The sequence below is a fragment of the Brachybacterium sp. EE-P12 genome (assembly GCF_003711805.1).
In the GTDB taxonomy this organism is placed as follows: Bacteria; Actinomycetota; Actinomycetes; order Actinomycetales; family Dermabacteraceae; genus Brachybacterium.
This window is the reverse complement of record NZ_QXCP01000008.1, coordinates 83,314-102,192: the sequence shown is the minus strand read 5'-3', so window position 1 is coordinate 102,192 and position 18,879 is coordinate 83,314. Positions and strand designations below refer to the sequence as shown.

13 protein-coding genes are annotated in these 18,879 nt (G+C 73.2%); 12 read left to right on the top strand and 1 reads right to left on the bottom strand.

From position 1 onward, the window contains the following. Positions 1-27 precede the first annotated feature (27 nt). The 12 genes from D1648_RS12140 (at position 28) to D1648_RS12085 (ending at position 18,124) form a co-directional block, all read left to right on the top strand. Positions 28-1,446, top strand: a complete 1,419-nt coding sequence (locus D1648_RS12140; protein WP_122942193.1) for a DUF58 domain-containing protein — start codon at positions 28-30, stop codon at positions 1,444-1,446. Continuing rightward, on the top strand, positions 1,443-3,959 hold the full coding sequence (locus D1648_RS12135) for a transglutaminase domain-containing protein (protein ID WP_122942191.1): 2,517 nt from the start codon (positions 1,443-1,445) through the stop codon (positions 3,957-3,959). Before D1648_RS12140 ends, D1648_RS12135 begins: the two co-directional genes overlap by 4 nt. Next, the gene (locus D1648_RS12130) at positions 3,956-5,830 is read left to right on the top strand and encodes an RDD family protein (RefSeq protein ID WP_122942189.1); all 1,875 of its coding nucleotides are present in this window, start codon (positions 3,956-3,958) and stop codon (positions 5,828-5,830) included. The genes D1648_RS12135 and D1648_RS12130 overlap by 4 nt, the downstream gene beginning before the upstream one ends. Then, positions 5,827-6,705, top strand: a complete 879-nt coding sequence (locus D1648_RS12125) for a PP2C family serine/threonine-protein phosphatase (RefSeq protein ID WP_122942187.1) — start codon at positions 5,827-5,829, stop codon at positions 6,703-6,705. Before D1648_RS12130 ends, D1648_RS12125 begins: the two co-directional genes overlap by 4 nt. Beyond that, entirely contained in the window at positions 6,702-9,101 is a 2,400-nt protein-coding gene (locus D1648_RS18250; RefSeq protein WP_122942185.1) for an FHA domain-containing protein, read from the top strand. The genes D1648_RS12125 and D1648_RS18250 overlap by 4 nt, the downstream gene beginning before the upstream one ends. Continuing rightward, positions 9,098-10,756, top strand: coding sequence for a serine/threonine-protein kinase (locus D1648_RS12115; RefSeq protein WP_122942183.1), 1,659 nt, complete (start codon positions 9,098-9,100; stop codon positions 10,754-10,756). The genes D1648_RS18250 and D1648_RS12115 overlap by 4 nt, the downstream gene beginning before the upstream one ends. A 78-nt stretch (positions 10,757-10,834) precedes the next feature. Then, on the top strand, positions 10,835-11,545 hold the full coding sequence (locus D1648_RS12110; RefSeq protein ID WP_122942181.1) for a hypothetical protein: 711 nt from the start codon (positions 10,835-10,837) through the stop codon (positions 11,543-11,545). A 62-nt stretch (positions 11,546-11,607) separates the two neighbouring features. After that, positions 11,608-16,074, top strand: a complete 4,467-nt coding sequence (locus D1648_RS12105) for an FtsK/SpoIIIE domain-containing protein (protein ID WP_122942178.1) — start codon at positions 11,608-11,610, stop codon at positions 16,072-16,074. 209 nt (positions 16,075-16,283) lie between these two features. Then, on the top strand, positions 16,284-16,553 hold the full coding sequence (locus D1648_RS12100; RefSeq protein WP_122942176.1) for a WXG100 family type VII secretion target: 270 nt from the start codon (positions 16,284-16,286) through the stop codon (positions 16,551-16,553). Positions 16,554-16,685: 132 nt separating this feature from the next. Then, positions 16,686-17,165, top strand: coding sequence for a hypothetical protein (locus tag D1648_RS12095; protein WP_241155479.1), 480 nt, complete (start codon positions 16,686-16,688; stop codon positions 17,163-17,165). Positions 17,166-17,516: 351 nt separating this feature from the next. Next, entirely contained in the window at positions 17,517-17,777 is a 261-nt protein-coding gene (locus D1648_RS12090) for a hypothetical protein (RefSeq protein WP_241155478.1), read from the top strand. Between the two features lie 77 nt (positions 17,778-17,854). Continuing rightward, a complete protein-coding gene (locus D1648_RS12085; protein WP_122942172.1) occupies positions 17,855-18,124 on the top strand; it encodes a WXG100 family type VII secretion target in 270 nt (89 codons plus the stop codon). 153 nt (positions 18,125-18,277) lie between these two features. Here the strand turns inward: D1648_RS12085 and D1648_RS17910 are convergent, their stop codons facing one another. Next, positions 18,278-18,766 carry a YajQ family cyclic di-GMP-binding protein gene (locus tag D1648_RS17910; protein WP_164518702.1) on the bottom strand — a complete coding sequence of 163 codons (489 nt, stop codon included), beginning with the start codon at positions 18,764-18,766 and terminating at the stop codon, positions 18,278-18,280. Positions 18,767-18,879: the final 113 nt, after the last annotated feature.

The following is an 18,879-nucleotide window of genomic DNA, read 5'->3' as shown; positions in this document are numbered from 1 at the left end:
AGGCGCGGCGGGGGAGGGAGGGCCCCGATGACCCAGGAGACCTCCGTCCCCGCCGACACCGCCGACGCGAAGTCCGCCAAGGCCGCGGCGAGGAAGCGCCGGCGCGCCGCCGCCGCCGAGGCCCGTGCCGGCTCCCGCCGCGAGCGTCGTCGCTCTCGCGCGGCCGCCGGGCGCGCCCGCAGCGGCGAGGCGGCGCCCCCCGAGGAGACCACCCAGCTCGGGGGCGCCGAGGCGAGCACCGGCTGGGCAGGTCTGCGCGACCGCGCCGTCGAGCTGTGGCTGCGCCGCATCCACCCCGTCCTCGACGTCGTCTCCCCGGTGGGCTGGGCCGCGTTCGGCGTCGCCGCGGCGAGCTGGATCGCGGGCCTCGTCCTCCACATCACCGAGCTGAACGTCATCGGCCTGGCGCTGACGATCCCGCTGCTGATCGCCGCGCTGTTCGTGCTCGGCAGGGCGAACTACGCGGTCACCCTCGACCTGCAGACCCACCGGGTCGTGGTCGGCACTCGCGCCGTCGGCCGCGTCGAGGTCGCCAACCCCACCCAGCGCGACATCCTGCCCTCGCGGATCGAGCTCGCCGTCGGGCGGGCCACCGCGCAGCTCCTCGTCCCGCGCCTGCGGCCGGAGGCGACGCACGAGGAGCTCTTCGCCGTCCCCACCTCACGACGCGCCGTGCTGATCGTCGGCCCCGTGCGCTCCGTGCGCGACGACCCGCTCTCGCTCATGCGCCGCCAGGTCACCTGGGCGAAGGAGCAGGAGCTCTTCGTCCACCCGCGCACCGTCCGGCTCGACGAGGCCGCCAGCGGCTACCTCCGCGACCTCGAGGGCACCCCCTCCTCGGACCTCTCCAGCTCCGACATCGCCTTCCACGCGCTGCGCGACTACAGCCCCGGCGACGACCGCCGCCACGTCCACTGGCGCACCACCGCCCGCACCGGCAAGCTCATGGTCCGCCAGTTCGAGGAGACGCGCCGCTCCCACGTGGTCGTCGCGCTCGACAACCTCGCCGAGCACTACGCGACCGAGGACGAGTTCGAGCTGGCGGTGTCCGTGGCCGCCTCGATCTCCGCACAGACGTTCCGCGAGGAGAAGGAGCTGACGCCCTTCACCTTCGACACCCGCCAGCGCACCGTCGGGTTCCGCCCGATGATGGACGACTACACCGTCGTCGAGCAGCTGGGCGAGCGCCGCTCCTTCCACGAGCTCGGCCAGAAGGCCTCCGACCTCGCCCCGAACGCCTCCACGGTGATGATGGTGGTGGGCCCCCACACCACGGCGCGCGAGCTCAACGCCGCCGCCACCCAGCTCCCGATCGGCGTGACGGCCGTGGCGATCCGCTGCGTCGCGGACGCCGAGGTGCGCCGCTCCGCGATCGGGTCGCTCGACGTGGTCACCCTCGGCTCGCTCGACACCCTCGCCCGGGCGCTGCGGGCGGTGGGCCGATGAGCGCGCCCGCGCGCCCCGCGCGCCGCCCCAGCTGCTTCTCCACAGTCCCGACCGTGCGCCTCGCGCTCGACGTCGCCGTGCTCTCCGTGCTGTTCCTGCTCGCGCTGCTCGGCTTCCAGCACGTCTACGGAGGAGCGCAGTACCTGGTCACCGGGATCATGGCACTCATGCTCGGCACGCTCATCGCACTGATCGGCGCGCGCTGGCGCTGGGGCGCTCTGCGGATCACCGCCCTGCTGCTGGGCGTGCACCTCCTGTTCGGCTCCATGCTCGCCGCCCCCACCCGGGCGCTGTGGGGCATCGTCCCCACCCCCGGATCGCTGCTCGAGCTGCTCAAGGCGCCGGTGACGACCTGGAAGTCCGTGCTGACCGTCGCCCCGCCCGTCGGCGTCGCCCAGGGTGTGCTGGGCGTGGTGTGGATCAGCGTGCTGCTGCTGTCGCTGCTGGGGATGAGCGTCGTGCTGCGCACCCGGCAGTACGTGCTGGCGTGGCTGTTCCCGCTCGTGCTGGTGGGGGCGAGCGTGGTCTTCGGCACCGACCAGGCGTTCTGGCCCGTGCCCCGCGGCGTGCTCTACGCGGTGCTGTCCGTGGCCTGGCTGACCTGGCGCTTCGAGAGCGGGCGCCTCGCCGGGGCCCGGTCCACGATCATCTCCGACACGGTGAGGCCGGGCTCGTGGAAGAACCCCGTGCTGCGCCGCCGGGTGATCGGCGGGGCCGTGATCCTGGCGGTCGCCGCCGGGGGCGCCGTCGCGGCGAGCCCGCTGCTGGACCCGCCGGAGGGCACCATCCGCTACGCCCAGCGCGACAGGATCACCCCGCCCTTCGATCCGCGCCAGTACGTCTCCCCGCTCACCGAGTTCCGCGGCTACCTCAAGGACCAGCGGGAGGAGGAGCTGTTCAGCATCACCGGCGTGAGCAGCGGCGATCACATCCGCCTGGCCACGATGGACCAGTACGACCTCCAGGTGTTCAACGTCGCCAGCAGCCGGCAGAAGGACAGCCCCTCGGGCGCCTTCCTGCGCACCGCGCCCGGCGTGGACCTCCACGAGGGCAGCTCCCAGCAGCAGGTCTCCACGGTGAGGATCGGCGCCTACCAGGGGGTGTGGCTGCCCACCGTGGGCGAGCGCACCAACCGCATCGACCTCGAGGGGATGGACTCGCGCCGCGCGAGCACCACCACCGAGAACCTCTTCCTCAACGACGCCGCGCAGACGGCGATCAACGCGCGCGGCGTCGCACCGGGTGACAGCTACGAGCTGTCCTACGAGCCGTACACCGAGCCGACCGCGGAGGAGCAGCGCACCGCGACCTTCGCGGACATCGAGCTGCCGGACAACGCACCGACGGACGAGATGGCCACGCTCGCCGAGGAGTGGGCGGGCGGCTCCGATTCCGACTACGAGCGATTCCAGAACCTCTCCCGCACCATCAAGACCGACGCCTTCTACTCCCACGGCCTCGAGGACGACGCCGCCTCCCTCTCCGGGCACGGCTACAGCCGCCTGCGGGCGATGCTCGAGGAGACGAGCTTCGACGAGGACAGGTCCGATGCGCAGCCGCTGGGACGCATCGGCGACGAGGAGCAGTACGCGGCGCTGACCGCCGTGATGGCCCGCTCGATCGGGATGCCGGCCCGCGTGGTGATGGGCTTCGAGGTGCCCGAGGGCCAGGAGGGGACGGTCTCCCTCACGGGCGACGACGTGACCGCCTGGGTCGAGGTCGCCTTCGACGACCTCGGCTGGGTGCGCTTCGATCCTGCCCCGGACGAGGACGAGGACCCCACCGAGCCGCAGCCCAAGGAGGTCGAGAAGCCGCTCCCGCAGGTCGCGCAGCCGCCCCCGCCCCCGGCGGAGCCACCGACCCCGCCGCCGGGCGCGATGAGCGACGAGAGCGAGGAGGACGATCCGCTCGAGGAGTCCGTGTCCTGGGTGGTCTACGCGGGCCTGGCGCTGTTGCCGCTGCTGCTGGTGGGTCTCGCCGTCGCCGCGGTGCTCATCGCGAAGTCGGTGCGGCGCGGGCGACGCCGCACCCGCGGTGCCCTCCCCGCGCGGGTGGACGGCGGGTGGCAGGAGATCGTCGACCTCCTCGCCGACATGGGGAAGGCCCCGGAGCCGCTGCTGACGCGCACGGAGATCGTCGCGCGGCTCCGGGGCGAGATCCCCGAGGCGGGCCTCGCGCTCCTGGCCGCGCGCGCCGACCGGGCCGTGTTCGGTCCGGACGACCTGCCCGAGGCGGCGGGCGAGGCGTATTGGGACCAGGTCATGGAGACCCGTCGCGGCATGACTGCTGCGCTGCCGTGGCATCGTCGTCTGCGCACGGCGCTCTCGCTGCGCTCCTTCCGCCGGCAGGGTGCGGAGCGGCGACGCGAGAACAGGCGCAGACGGGTCAACGCCAGAGCACGGGCGAAGGCGCTGCGACGCACGGAGGCGCTGCGGCGCCGACGCACCTCGGCGCGGGATGCGACCGCGCGATCGCTGTGGAGGACTCTGATGCGGAAGGACGGCACCTCATGACCGGGACCAGATACTGCAGCACCTGCGGGACGCTGCTGTCCGAGGGCGCCGCGATCTGCGGCGAGTGCGGCGCCCGCTACCAGCCCTCCCCGTACGGGCGGCGGGCCACCGACGCCCCCGGCGCCTGGTCGCCGCCGCCGCGCCAGCGGTCCCGGGAGGCGGCCGCCCCTGCAGGCACCGCCGAGGAGGAGGGGATCGAGCTGATCACCGCCGACTCCCTGCGGCCCGCCCGTCCCGGCGCGACCGCGCTGCGGGGGGAGGAACAGTACGATCGGGTGATGGTCACGCAGCCACCGATGAATCAGCCCGGCCCGCCCGTCGGCGCGCCCGGCGCACCGGGATCGCCGGCGCGTGCGCCCGAGCCCGGCCCGGCGGACCCCGCCACCGCGGCGCCGCTCGATCCGCCGCTGGACGGCTGCGCCACGGCCTCGCCGCTGAAGCGCGTCCTCGCCGCGCTCATCGACTCGGTGCTCGCCTCGCTCGTGTCGGTGCCCTTCCTGGCGGGTGCGGGCCTGCTCCTCCTCTCCGAGGACCCCGGCCTGCTGCCCCAGATCCTCATCGGCGTCGGGGTCGCGCTCCCGCTGGCCTACCACCTGGTGATGATCTGGCTGATGGGCGCCAAGGGCTTCACGCTCGGCAAGCTGATCCTCGGCCTGCGCGTGACCCGCACCAGCCAGGGCGGGCCGCTCGGCTTCCTGCGCTCGCTGGGGCGCTGGGCCCTGTACGGGCTGATCCCGCTGATCATGGCGCTGTCGATCTTCCTCGACCCGCGCAAGCAGCTGCGCGGCTTCCACGACCGGGCCGTCGACTCGGTGGTCGTGGACGTCAAGGAGGGGCGCGATCCGCTGAAGCCGCGGCCCGACGACTTCGAGCGTGCGGGTGCCCAGCACTACCTCGGCGCGCCCTCCGTCGCCGTCGCCGCCCATGAGAACCTCCTGGCCGAGCCCGGCGCCGCCTGGCGCGACCAGGGCGCGGGCTCCGCGCAGCCTGTCGACGGAGGACCGTCGCCGCAGGGAGCCCCGCAGCAGGGCGCGCCGCCGCAGGGGGCCGACGGCGGCTGGGCCCCGCCGCCCGTGGAGCCGATCCCGTCGCCGCCGAGCCCGTGGGACGAGCCGGCCGCCCCCGCGCAGCCCCTCCGGGACCAGGCCCCCGCGCAGGACCCGTGGGGCCGTCCTGAGCAGCAGGCGCCCGAGGCCTCGTGGGGCCCGCCCGCGGCGCAGCCTCAGGCCCCGACGTGGGAGGAGCCCGCGGCGCAGGAGTCCGCACCGACCTGGGGGCCCCCGCCGGAGGCGCCGCAGGAGCCGACCCCGACGTGGGGAGGGCAGCCGGCTCCCGAGCAGTCGGGCTGGGGGCCGCCGCCGGCTCCTCCCGTCGCGCCCGCCCCGGACGGCACGGCCGATGACCAGCACGGCGGACCGAGCGAAGTGACCGGTGACGCCTGGGGCGAGGTCGACGACTCCGTGGACGAGGCCACCCGCATGTCCGTCGCCGAGGACCTCGGCGACCTCGAGGCCACCCGGATCTCGCCCGCGCACCTGCCTCCCCTGAAGAAGGTGCGGCTGACCACCGACGACGGTGCCGAGCGCATCGTGGACAAGGCCGTCGTCGTCGGCCGCAACCCTGCCGCGCCCGGCGACGAGCTGGTCTTCGTGATGCGGGACGAGTCCCGTTCCGTCTCCAAGACGCACCTGCGCGTGGACGGCACGGGGGAGGAGCTGGTCGTCACCGACCTCGGATCCACCAACGGCTCCACGATCCTGCGCGAGGACGGCTCCCGCGAGAACCTCGTGCCCCAGACCCCGACGGTCCTCCCCGCCGGGGCGCGGGTCAATCTCGGGGACCGGACCCTGTCCGTGGAGAGGGTGCAGTGATCGACCGCTCCCTCTCCGACCCGGACCTCGAGGGCACCGTCCGCGTCGTCTCCGCCTCCGCCACCCACGTCGGCCACGTGCGCGCCACGAACGAGGACAGCCTCCTCAGCGCGATCCCGATCCATCTGGTCGCCGACGGGATGGGCGGGCACAACGCGGGGGAGGTCGCCAGTGCGATCGCGGTCGAGGAGTTCGAGAAGCTGACCCTGCAGCAGAACGTGACCGTCGAGCAGCTCGGCGACGCGCTGCACTCGGCCGCGGTGCGCATCGCCGAGCTCGGCGGCGAGTCGACGCTCGGCGCGGGCACCACGGTCGCGCTGGTGGCGACGATGGTGCTGGACGGGGTCGGCTACTGGGTGGTGATGAACCTCGGGGACTCGCGCGTCTACCGTCTCTCGGGCGAGGTCTTCGAGCAGGTCAGCGTGGACCATTCGGTGGTCCAGGAGCTGATGGACCGCGGGGACATCTCTGCGGAGCAGGCGCGGATCCACCCTTACCGCCACATGGTCACCCGCGCGCTCGGCGCCGGGCCGGAATCCGATCCGGACTACTGGCTGATCCCCGCGGAGACCGGGGACCGGATGCTGATCTGCTCCGACGGGCTGACCGGCGAGGTGGACGACGAGGCGATCGAGGCGATGCTGCGCCGTCCCCTGGACGTGCGCACGATCGCGGAGGACCTCGTGGGGCTGGCCCTGGACGCCGGCGGCCACGACAACGTCAGCGTCGTCATCGTCGAGGCCGTCGAGGTGGTGGGGCAGTCCCTCGCGACCGAGGCCACCGCCGGCACGTCCACCCCCGACGAGGAGCAGACCGAGGTCGACGAGGACACCCTGCCGCGCCATCTCCCGGGCGGGGAGGGACAGGACCGATGAGCGAGGAGATGGCCGAGCCCACGCTGCTGGGGCTCGGGACCTGGACCCGGCAGGGACCCGCGACCCTCGTGGTGCGCGAGAACGCCTGGATGGTGCTCGTGCCCGGGCTGCGCAAGCAGGTGACGGAGGCGGCCTGGGACGTGCTGGGCGGCGGCCCCGCCGCCGAGGAGCTCCTCGAGCAGCTGGTCGAGGCCGGCGAGCTCGGCAGCGCCGACAAGCTCACCGCCCTGCTGTTCGGCATCCACGACGGGGACCGCGCGACCCTCGGCGTGAAGGGGAGCACGCCGCTCGCGGTCTACACCGCCGAGGGGTCGCAGCAGCTCGTCGGCACCGAGGAGGAGCCGGTCGTGCTCCGCTCCTTCGAACAGCTGCGGCGCGTGGCCTTCGGAGATCTCCCGCCGGAGGAGCCGATCGGCGCGCCCCGCATCGTCTCGGGGATCGTCCCCGTGCGCGGCTTCGTGCGCATGAGCGTCGACCCCGCGCAGCTGGAGGAGGACGAGCGCGCGGCGCTCGCCGAGCAGGTCGAGAAGGACGGCCGGTCCATCGAGACCGAGGAGGCGAAGAAGCGCCGCGCGGAGCGCTCCGCCCGCAAGCCCGCGAGCACCCCGACCAGCTCCTCCTCGACGTCGAGCTCCTCGGCGCCACGGAAGCCCGCGGTCGCGACCCGCAAGCCCGGCGAGATGCCGCCGTCCCTCTCCGGCGGAGGGTCGCGCTCCACCTCGCGCCCGACGCCCTCCGAGGAGCCGAGCGGACCGAACCTCTTCGCCGGGCTGTTCGGGGACGCGCCCGCTCCGGTGCAGACCCCCGGCCCGGTGGAGGCACCCGCTCCGGCGGAGCCGACCGGCACGGCCGAAGCCGCCGCTCCGGTGGCGGCTCCCGCCACGGGCATCGCCGCGAGCGAGCCTGCGGAGACCGGCGACGCGGCAGCAGTCGTCACGCCCGCTGCCGCGGCGGCCTCTGCTGGCCCGGAGCAGGCCCAGGAGGCCGCCCCGCCCCCGGCCTCCGAGCAGGACCGCGCTCCGGCCACGAGCCCGGCGGTACCGGCCCCGGCCCGGCAGGCGGGGCAGGAGGCGGAGCCGTCGCGACCGGCTCCCGCCAAGCGGCGCCTGGTCAGCACCTCCCTCTTCGATCGCCGGCGCGCCGCCGCCGCGCCGCCGCCCGAGCCGTCCCCCGCGACGGAAGCCGCCGCCCCGGCGACGGAGCCTGCTCCCGCGGCGGCCGGGGCGGACGCGCTGCAGTCGCCGCCCACGCTCGTCGCCCCGATCGATGACGGCGCCCTCGCGGCTCCGACCCCGGCACCGCAGGCACCCTCTCCGTCGCAGCCCTCGTCCCGCCCCTCCGGCGCTGCTTCGGGCGACCTCGAGAACACCGGCGCCTACGACGACCTCTTCGGCAAGACCGTCTTCCGCCGCATCGAGGACGCGGCGGTGCGCCGCACCGGCGAGGAGGACGATCCGGAGCACGCCGCTCAGCCCGCCGCCCGCGGCGAGGCCGGCGCGGAGGACGCCTCGCCGGAGGGAGCGGGGTTCCCCGCCGAGACACGGATCCCGAGCGCCTCCTCCGCCGACGAGGAGGAGCCCGTGGCGGAGCACACGACCGACGCAGGGGACTTCATCGACTGGGTGCCCGGCGTGGGACGCACCGCGCCGGAGATCGCCCAGGCCGCAGCGCGGCGCGCGGCCCGCCCGCAGCCGGCCCCGCCCGCCTATCCGCAGGTGCACATGGCCGAGCGTCCCCCCGCCCCGGCCACGGGACCGCGCCCGGCACCGCCCGGCCATGCCGCGCCGCGGAGCCACGCGGCGCCCCCTCACCATGCCGCGCAGCCGGGCCATGCCGCGCCGCGGAGCCCATACCGCCAGCAGCCGTCGCCTGCTCCCCGGAGCCCCCACGGCGGCCCGGCCGCGCCGAAGCGACCGGCGGCCCGCCCCACCGGCGGCGCCGTCGCACTGCCCGGACTCGTATGCGCGAACGGTCACGCGAACCCGCCCGACCGCCCTGTCTGCCGGCTCTGCGCAGCGCCCCTCGGCGGGCCGACCCGCACCGTCGCCCGGCCCTCGCTCGGCGTGATCGCGCTCAGCACGGGGGAAGGCTTCGTGCTCGACCGCGGCACCATCGTCGGCCGTCGCCCCCGGGCCTCCCGCGTCAGCGGCGCCGACGTCCCGCAGCTGATCACCGTCCCCAGCCCGCAGCAGGACATCTCCCGCTCGCACCTCGAGCTGCGGCTCGAGGGATGGCACGTGGTCGCCCTGGACCTCGGCACCACCAACGGCACCACACTGCACCGCACGGGGCACGAGCCGCTGCGTCTGCGGCCCCGCGAGGGGACGCTCCTGCACGACGGGGACCTGCTCGACCTGGGCGACGGCGTGCACCTGACATATCGGGAGAGGTCATGAGCTCCAGACCGCCCTCGGCACCCCCGCGCCTGGTCGGCTACGAGTACGAGAAGCTGCTCGGCTCCGGCGGCTTCGCCGACGTGTTCCTGTACCGCCAGGCCCGCCCGCAGCGCCGGGTCGCGATCAAGGTGCTGCTCTCGACGGTGCTCGACGAGTCCGTGCGCCACCAGTTCGACTCCGAGGCCAACGTCATGGCCCAGATGTCGACCCATCCCTCGATCGTCACGATCCACCAGGCCGAGGTCTCCGGGGACCACCGCCCGTACATCGTGATGGAGTACTGCTCGCGCCCGAACTACGGCGTGCGCTTCCGCAAGGAGCGGATCACCGTCGCAGAGGCGCTGCGCGTGGGCGTGCAGATCGCCGGGGCCGTGGAGACCGCGCACCGCGCCGGGATCCTCCACCGCGACATCAAGCCCGCGAACATCCTGGTCACCGACTACAACCGGCCGGCGCTGACCGACTTCGGCATCTCGATCGCGGCCGGGCAGGGAAGGGACGTCGAGGACTCGCAGGGGATGTCGATCCCGTGGTCCCCGCCCGAGTTCTTCTCCGACCCGCCCCGCGCGGACGTGCGCAGCGACGTCTTCTCCCTCGCCGCGTCCGTCTACTCGCTGCTCGCGGGCCGGACGCCCTTCGAGCGGCGCGGCCAGCGCAACACCGCCACGGACCTGATCCAGCGCATCGTCGGCGAGCCGCTGCCGCCCCTGGACCGTCCCGACATCCCGCCGGAGCTGAACCGGGCGCTGTCGATCGCGATGGCGAAGGACCCCGCCGGCCGGTACGACACCGCGCTCGCCTTCGGCCGGGCGCTGCAGCAGGTGGAGCTGTCCCTCTCCCTGCCGGTCACCCAGATGGACGTGCTCGACGAGTGGGGCGCCGCCGGCCACGCATACGGCGAGGAGGACGACGAGCTCGTCGAGCACACCCGGATCCGGAAGGTCGCCACCGTCGATCCCGAGACGGGCACCGCACCGGGCGGACGACGCCCGGACCCCTATGCGGGGGTCGCACCCGCGCTCGAGGCCGACCCGAGCCCCGCCGCGCCGGGCTGGTCCGGTGCCTCGGCCCCGTCGGCCCCGTCGGCGGCGGACTCCCCGGAGTCGACGATGCTGCGTCCCGCCGGGACCGCGTCACGCACGACCGGGCAGGAGCCCTCCCCGTCGGCCGCGCCGGAGGCGGAGCCGGCGACGCCCCGCACCCCCGCCTGGCCGTTCGTGACCCTCGCCGCGGTGCTCGTGATCGTGCTCGGTGTGGGAGCGACCCTGGCCGTGCGTCACTTCTTCGTGGAGGAGCCCGAGGAGATCGCGGCCAGCGAGGTGAACGCGCCGGTCGCCCAGGAGGACCCGCCGGGCGCGCCGCGCAGCCTCGAGCTGCACGTCCTCGCGCCCGAGGAGGGCACCGAATCGACCGGACGGGTGCAGGTGACGTGGGAGCTGCCGGAGAACTTCACGCAGGAGGACCACTTCATCGTGCAGTGGGACGACATGCCCCCGAACTACGAGCAGTACGCCCAGCCGCGGGAGGTCCACGGCCGCAACTCGGTGGTCGTCGAGATCCCGCCCCAGCTGGAGGACCGCTGCGTGAGCGTGCGCACCGTCAACCCCAACGGGCAGGCCAGCGAGCCGGAGGAGGTGTGCCTCGATGCGCAGTGACGACAGGGGGCGAGCAGCCCGACAGCAGGGTGCCGCGTGGGCGGGGTCCCACCTGGACGAACAAGGAGCACAGTGACGATGGCGTCGACGATCTCGGTCGAGTTCTGCGGGGAGTGGTACCGCGTCGAGGACGGGCAAGAGCTCACGATCGGTCGCGAGGCGGACCTCACGATCGACGAGGACAACCCCTTCCTCCACCGACGGTTCCTGACGATCGTGCAGGTCGAGTCGATGTGGTGGCTCGTGAACATCGGGGCGCGGCTCTCGGCCACGCTCACCGACGGCAGCGGGTCCATGCAGGCCTGGCTCGCGCCCGGCGCCCGGATCCCGCTCGTGTTCGACGTGACCAAGGTGGTGTTCACCGCCGGGCCCACGACCTACGACCTGGCCGTGCACGCGGAGTCCCCGGAGTTCGCCCGGATCGCCGGTCCGGACGACCCCGCCGGGGAGACGACCGTCGGCTCCGTGCAGCTGACCCCGAGCCAGAAGCTGCTGATCCTCGCGCTCGCCGAGCCGATGCTCAGCCGGGAGGGCTCCGGCATGAGCGCCGTCCCCACCTCGGGGCAGGCCGCGGAGCGTCTGGGCTGGCAGCTGACCAAGTTCAACCGCAAGCTGGACAACGTGTGCGACAAGCTCGACCGGCTGGGGGTGCGGGGGCTGCGCGGCGGCCCCGGCAAGCTCGCGAGCAACCGTCGTGCCCGACTGGTCGAGCATGCGGTGTTCTCCCGGCTCGTGACCGCGGAGGACCTGCCGCTGCTGGACGCGGCGCAGGACGCCGAGGACGACTGAGACCTCTGAGGACGACGGAGGACCGCTGAGCGGTCCCGACCCCTCGCGGGGGAGGAGAGACGATGCGCATCAAGCTCACGCTGCGCCGGCCCGAGGACCGGATGACGGACCTGGAGGTGACCGCGGATGCGACGGCGACCGTCGCCGACGTCGCGAACGCTCTGTACCTCGCCGATCCGCTGCGCGGCGAGGTCGAGCCGCCCGAGGGGCTGACCCTCCAGGTGCAGGATCCGGGCGCCGGGCCGGGCGCGAACGGGGTGCGCTCCCTGGACCGGGGGATCGACCTGATCCAGGCGGGGCTGCGCTCCGGCAGCGTCGTCTCCATCGCCCGCTCCTCGAGCGAGTACGCCACCCGCTCCGAGTCCCGCGGCGCGGCGGTCGCGCTGATGCGCGTGCTCTCCGGTCCCGAGGCGGGCCGCGAGTATCCTCTGCCCTCCGGCTCCAGCGTCATCGGGCGCGAGGGCGATCTCGACATCCGCATCGCCGACCCGATGCTCTCCAGGAGGCACGCCCGGATCAACGTCGGCGACACGATCGAGATCGTGGACCTCCACTCCGCCAACGGCGTGGTGATGGGCGGCGAGCAGGTCCAGCGCGCCATGATCGGCCCCGCGGACACGGTGCTGATCGGCGGGACCACGTTCTCGGTGATCCTCCTGCACCGCCTGGGCGGGACCGCCCCCAGCTCCCCGGTGGTCGAGTTCAACCGCTCCCCGCGCGTGGTGCCCCGCTTCCCCTACCGGCCCCTGAAGGCGCCCACCCCGCCGAAGGAGCCCAGCCCGCAGTTCTTCCCGATCTTCATGATGTTCGCGCCGCTGCTCATGGGCGGATTCATGTTCTCGATGACCCGCAGCCCGTTCTCGCTCATGTTCGTGTTCATGATGCCGATGATGGCGACCGCCGGATATCTGAACCGCAAGTTCCAGCAGAAGAAGATGCTCGAGCGGCAGATCGTGAACTTCGAGGAGGGGCTCGCCTCCCTCAAGCGCCGGGTCACCGCCGCGCAGGATCTCGAACGGGCGGTGCGCCTGGTCGAGGCGCCGTCGGCCGCCGACACCGTCGACGCCGCCTTCCGGCTCGGGCGCCTGCTGTGGACCCACCGCCCCGAGCACAGCGGCTTCGGCACGGTGCGCCTGGGCCTCGGGATCGCGGAGTCCCGCGTCGGCATCGAGATGCCCGGCGAGAACGATGCGATCCCGAAGTACTACGACATGCTCGACGACATGCACGAGGAGTACAGGATGATCGCCGGCGTGCCGGTGGTCGCGGAGCTGCGGCATGCGGGCAACCTCGGCGTCGCCGGCGGCGGCGAGGAGGCCGATGGGGTCGCCCGCGGCATCGTCACCCAGCTCATCGCCCTGCATTCCCCGGCGGAGGTGGCGCTCGCCGCGATCACCTCCCGCTCCAGCCGCGACATCTGGCAGTGGCTGAAGTGGCTGCCGCACACCTCGAGCCCGCACTCCCCGCTGCCCGGCGACCATCTCGCCGACACCCCCGGCCGCGGCACCTCGCTCCTCTCCCGCATCGAGGAGCTCATCGAGCAGCGCGCCGGAGACGCGCCCCCGCAGCTGCGCACCCCCATGACCGACGACATCACGCAGGAGCCGCCTCTCCCGCCGGAGCCGGTCACCCCGAACCTCGTGGTGGTCGTCGAGGACGACGCCCCCGTGGACCGGGCGCGCCTGGTCCGCATCGCCGAGCGCGGCCCGGACGTCGGCGTGCACGTCATCTGGTGCGCCGCCGACATCGCGGCGCTGCCCGCCGCCTGCCGCACCTTCGTCTCCGTCGAGGAGGCGATCGAGGGAGCGAACGCCGGGCACGTGCGGGTGGGGGACCGGTTCTACCCCGTCACCGTCGAGACGGTCTCCGTCGAGGTCGCCTCGGGCGTGGCCCGCCATCTCTCGCCCGTGGTCGACGCGGGCGTGCCGGTGGACGACGACTCCGATCTGCCGCGCGCCATCTCCTATCTCACGCTCGGCGGGATGGCGATGGCCGAGGACCCCGACCACATCATCGAGCGGTGGAAGGAGAACAACTCCCTCACCCCGCGCGACGGCTCCGAGCCGCAGCGCCGCAAGCACGACGCGAACCTGCGCGGCCTGATCGGCCACAACGGCCAGGACGCCTTCCACCTCGATCTGCGCACCAACGGCCCGCACGCCCTCGTCGGCGGCACCACCGGCGCCGGCAAGTCCGAGTTCCTGCAGGCCTGGGTGATGGGCATGGCCACCGCGCACAGCCCCGACCGGGTCACCTTCCTGTTCGTCGACTACAAGGGCGGCGCCGCCTTCGCCGACGCCGTGGACCTGCCCCACACCGTCGGCCTGGTCACCGACCTCTCCCAGCACCTGGTGCGCCGGGCTCTGACGTCCCTGCGCGCAGAGCTGCACCACCGCGAGCACCTGCTGAACCGGAAGAAGGCCAAGGACCTCGTCTCCCTCGAGCGCACCGGGGACCCCGAGGCGCCGCCGAGCCTGATCATCATCGTCGACGAGTTCGCGGCGCTCGCGAAGGAGATCCCCGAGTTCGTCGACGGGGTCGTGGACGTCGCCGCCCGGGGCCGCTCCCTGGGACTGCACCTGATCCTCGCGACCCAGCGCCCCGCGGGCGTCATCAAGGACAACCTGCGCGCCAACACGAACCTCCGCATCGCCCTGCGCATGGCCGACGAGGCCGACTCCAAGGACATCCTCGGCGACAAGATGGCCGCGCACTTCGACCCGGGCATCCCCGGCCGCGCCGCGGCGAAGACCGGGCCGGGCCGCATCGCGACCTTCCAGACCGGCTACGCGGGGGGCTGGACCACCGACGAGCCCGAGCGGGCCCGCATCGACATCGTCGAGAAGGACTTCGGCACCGGCGAGCAGTGGGACATCCCCTCCCCGCCGACCAAGGAGGTCGCCGACCCCGGCCCCAACGACATCGCCCGGGTGGTCGCGACCGTGAAGGCGGCCGCCGAACGGGCCGGGGTGCCCGAGCCGCGCAAGCCCTGGCTCTCGGAGCTGGCCGACGCCTACGACCTCTCCCGCCTGCCCACGCGCCGCACCGACGAGGAGCTGCTGCTGGGCGTCATGGACGTCCCCGAGGACCAGTCCCAGCCGACGATCTCCTACTATCCCGACCGCGACGGGAACATGGCGATCTACGGCACCGGCGGCTCGGGCAAGTCCACGACCCTGCGCACCCTCGCGATCTCCGCCGCCTCCACCGTGCGCGGCGGGCCCGTGCACGTGTACGGGCTGGACTTCGGCGCCTCGGGCCTGACGATGCTCGAGGAGCTCCCGCACGTCGGCTCGATCGTGACCGGGGACGACGAGGAGCGGGTGATCCGCCTGCTGCGCACCCTGCGCGAGCTGATCGACGAGCGGGCCCGCGAGTTCGCCCGGCAGCGGGCCGGGTCGGTCGCCGAATACCGGGAGCTCGCCGGGAAGCCGGACACCCCGCGCATCCTCCTGCTGGTCGACGGCATGGCCGCCTTCCGCGAGGCCTACGACTACTCGAACCTCTCGAAGTGGTTCACCGCCTTCGTCCAGATCGCGACCGACGGACGCCAGGTGGGTGTGCACGTGATCGTCACCGGCGACCGCCCCAACGCGATCCCCACCTCGCTCGGGTCCTCCATCCAGCGCCGGCTCATCCACCGCATGGCCAGCCCCGACGACTACGCCTCCTTCGGCGAGCCCAAGGACGTGCTGGACGGCAGCTCGCCCCCGGGGCGCTCCATCCTCGACGGGCACGAGGTGCAGATCGCGGTGCACGGCGGCGACTCGAACGTCGCGATCCAGTCCCGCGAGGTGGCCAAGCTCGCCCAGGCGATGCGTCGCGCGGGCGTGCCCGAGGCGCCCGCGATCGAGCGCCTGCCCGAGCGGGTGGAGTTCGCGGCGCTGCGCCCGGTCGTCAGCGGACGTCCGGTGCTGGGCGTGGCCGACGAGACCCTTGCCGAGATCACCTACGAGCCGCGCGGCGCCTTCATGGTCACCGGGCCGATGGGCTCCGGCCGCACCACCGCGATGCTCACCATCGCCACCGGGCTCAAGGCGATGGACAGCCCCATGCGCCTGGTCCGCTTCTCCTCCCGCCGCACCCCGCTGACCGGGCTGCCGGTGTGGGACGTGGAGGCCTCCGATCCGGAGACCGTGCGGGAGCTGGCCGGTCAGCTGCGCCGGACCGTCGAGTCCGGCACCGTGGGCGAGGGGCGTCTGGCGCTGTTCATCGACGGGGTCGCCGACTTCACCGGCACCGGCGTCGAGAACGACCTGGACAAGCTCATCCGCGCCAGCACCCGGGAGGGGCAGTTCGTGGTGGGCGAGAACGAGTCCGCCTCCTGGTCGCAGGCCTATGTCCTCGCCCAGCCCTTCAAGGCCGGGCGCCGCGGCCTGCTGCTGCAGCCCGGGGAGATGGACGGCGACTCGCTGCTCGGCACCGGGCTGGGGAGGATCCGTCGCGCCGACTTCCCGGCCGGCCGCGGCTTCCTCGTCCACGGCGGCCGGGCGATGAAGCTACAGGTCGCGCAGATCACGACCGGCTGAGCCGGGTCGTCGGAGCGGACGCGTCGCCGTGCGGGGGCGCGTCGCGCAGCGGCCGACGAGCGGGCCGCAGCGGAGGTTGTCCACATGGGGACTCCTCCCCATGGTCGGTCCTCGGCGATCGTCCTAGAGTGACCGGTGTCGAGCACGGAGGAGGCCCGGTGCACCGCAGGGGGCGCAGGAGCCGGTGAACAGGAAGGGGACCCCTGATCGTGAACGCCGTCAAGGGTATGAACGTCGAAGAGGTCAAGCGGATGTCCGGCCAGCTGCGCGACGCGGCCGAGGAGATCACGCGGATCGAGCAGGAGCTCACGCGCGGGCTCGAGGACGTCGACTGGACCGGGCCCGACGCCGACCGGTTCCGCGCTCAGTGGGCGGGGGAGATGGTCCCCGCCCTCCAGCAGATCATGACCGCCGTGAACGAGCTCGGCGACACCGCGGACCGCAACGCGGCCGAGCAGGAGGCGACCTCCGCGCGCTGAGCGGGGAGTGCGACCGTGCGGGGGAGCGGCGGCAGGGGTGGCAGGAGGCCCGGGCGGTGGACCGCTCGGGCCTTTCCCGTGCCTGGTATCTTGGTCGCCGTCAGTGCCGGGGGATGAACGGAGCACAGCATCGTGAAGAGCATCGAGTACCCGAGCGCGGACTTCCCCGGACCGCCTCGGATACGCCTCGAGGTGCCGGAGGGCTGGGAGCCGCTGACGGTTCCCGGCGTGCAGCTGGCCGTCGCCCAGCCGCGCATCGAGGGCCGCTTCCGCGCCAACGTCGTCGTGACCGTGCAGCGCTTCGGTCCCGAGTTCACCCTCGAGGCGGCCCGCGCCGGGCTCGACCAGCGCAAGGCCTCCCTGCCCGAGCTCGAGGAGCTCGGCACCGGAGAGATCGAGCTCGAGGGGCGCACCTGGATCGCCAGCGAGTACGGCTACACCCAGCCCGGCCGTCCCACCGTCGTGCAGGCCGCGCGCTATGCGGTCCTGGACCGCGGAGGGGTCGCCACCGATGTGCTCGAGATCGTGGGCAGCTGCGGCGCGGAGAACGCCGACGAGGAGATCGAGACGGTGCGCACGATGCAGGACTCCCTGCGCGTGCACCTGGACTGACCCCGCAGCTCCCCGGCATCGCACGAGCGCGCCGGCCCTTCGGGGTCGGCGTCTTCGCCGTCTACGACTGTGCGCCGGGCCCGGAGAGCTGCCTCCCCCGCGCCGCGCGCCGGGGAGGACGACTCTGTCCACAATGCTCGAGGACCGCTGGATGGCGTGTGACCTGCGTAGATACCTTATTCGAGGGATGGGGAGGAGCATGGGGAGTTGTCCCCATCGCCTGGGGGTGGTGGGTGGTCCTAGGGTGGTGCCATCACCTGGGGGACAGGGATCGTGGTCGTGGCCGAAGGCGCTGCGAGGATCCGGCCCGGTGGGTGGGGATCCGGTGTACTCGATGAGTTGGAGGACAAGATGAAGAAGGGCATGAACCCGGTGGCCGTGCGTCAGATGGGTACGCAGATCGGCACGTCCGGCGAAGAGGTCCGGACGGCCTACACCACGGTGCAGGGGCGCGTGACCGAGTTCGACTGGACCGGTGAGGACCGGGACCGCTACGTGTCGGAGTTCGACTCGACGCTCGGGCCGCTCGTGAGCTCGGTCGTGGACCAGCTGACGGACTTCCAGAACCGCGCGGAGGCCAACGCCGGCCAGCAGGAGGACGCTTCGGCCTGACCGGTCGGGGGCGTCTCGGATTTTCGTTTTTCTTCTGTAGTTCTTCAGCTCCGTGAACGGGGCGAAAGGGGTTTGTGATGGCTTTCAAGGGTATGAATCCGGAGGAGGGGCGCGAGGTCGCGCAGGCGGTCACCCAGGCCGGGGAGCACATCCTCGAGGTGATCGACCCGCTGACGAATCTGGTGAACTCGGTCGAGTGGGTGGGCCCGGACTACGAGGGCTACCGCGAGGACTGGAACGCGTTCGTCAACGGCCCGGTGAACGATCTGCTGGAGGCGTTCCGCGCCAAGGGCGAGGAGCTGACCACGCACGCCGAGGAGCAGGACGCCACCTCGAACCAGCAGTGAGCTGACGGCTCGTCGCCGCCGAGGCCCCGTCCCCTGTCGCAGGGGGCGGGGCCTCGGCGCGTCGCCGGTCGGCCGCGCCCCGCGACCGGCCGGCCCGCGCCCCCGCTCCCGAGGACCGGGAACGAGGGCGCGGGGCGGAGGGGCTGTCGGGCCTCAGCGGTAGTTGATGAACTGCAGCGCGACCTCGAGGTCCTTGCCCTTGAGCAGCGCGATCACCGCCTGCAGATCGTCGCGGCTCTTCGAGGAGACCCGCAGCTCGTCGCCCTGGATCTGCGCCTTCACGCCCTTGGGGCCCTCGTCGCGGATGATCTTCGAGATCTTCTTCGCCTCATCCGTGGCGATGCCCTCCTTCAGAGCGGCGACCAGGCGGGTCTCCTTCCCGGACTGCTTGGGCTCGCCCACGTCCAGGGACTTCAGCGAGATGCCGCGACGGATCAGCTTGGACTGCAGCACGTCCAGCACCGCGAGCACGCGCTCCTCGGCGTTGGCGGTCATGACGATCTCGTCGCCGCCCAGCGTGATCGACGCGCCGGTGCCCCGGAAGTCGTAGCGCTGGCCGACCTCCCTCACAGCCTGGTTCACGGCGTTGTCGACCTCCTGGCGGTCGAGCTTGCTGACGATGTCGAACGATGAATCGGCCATCGGATCCTCCTCGGGGCGGCGCCGTGCACGGGCCGCGGTCACGTCGAACGGGTGGGTCTGCCCTGCATGGTCGCATGGCCGCGCCGGGCTGTGACGCCTCTCATGCGCCGGAA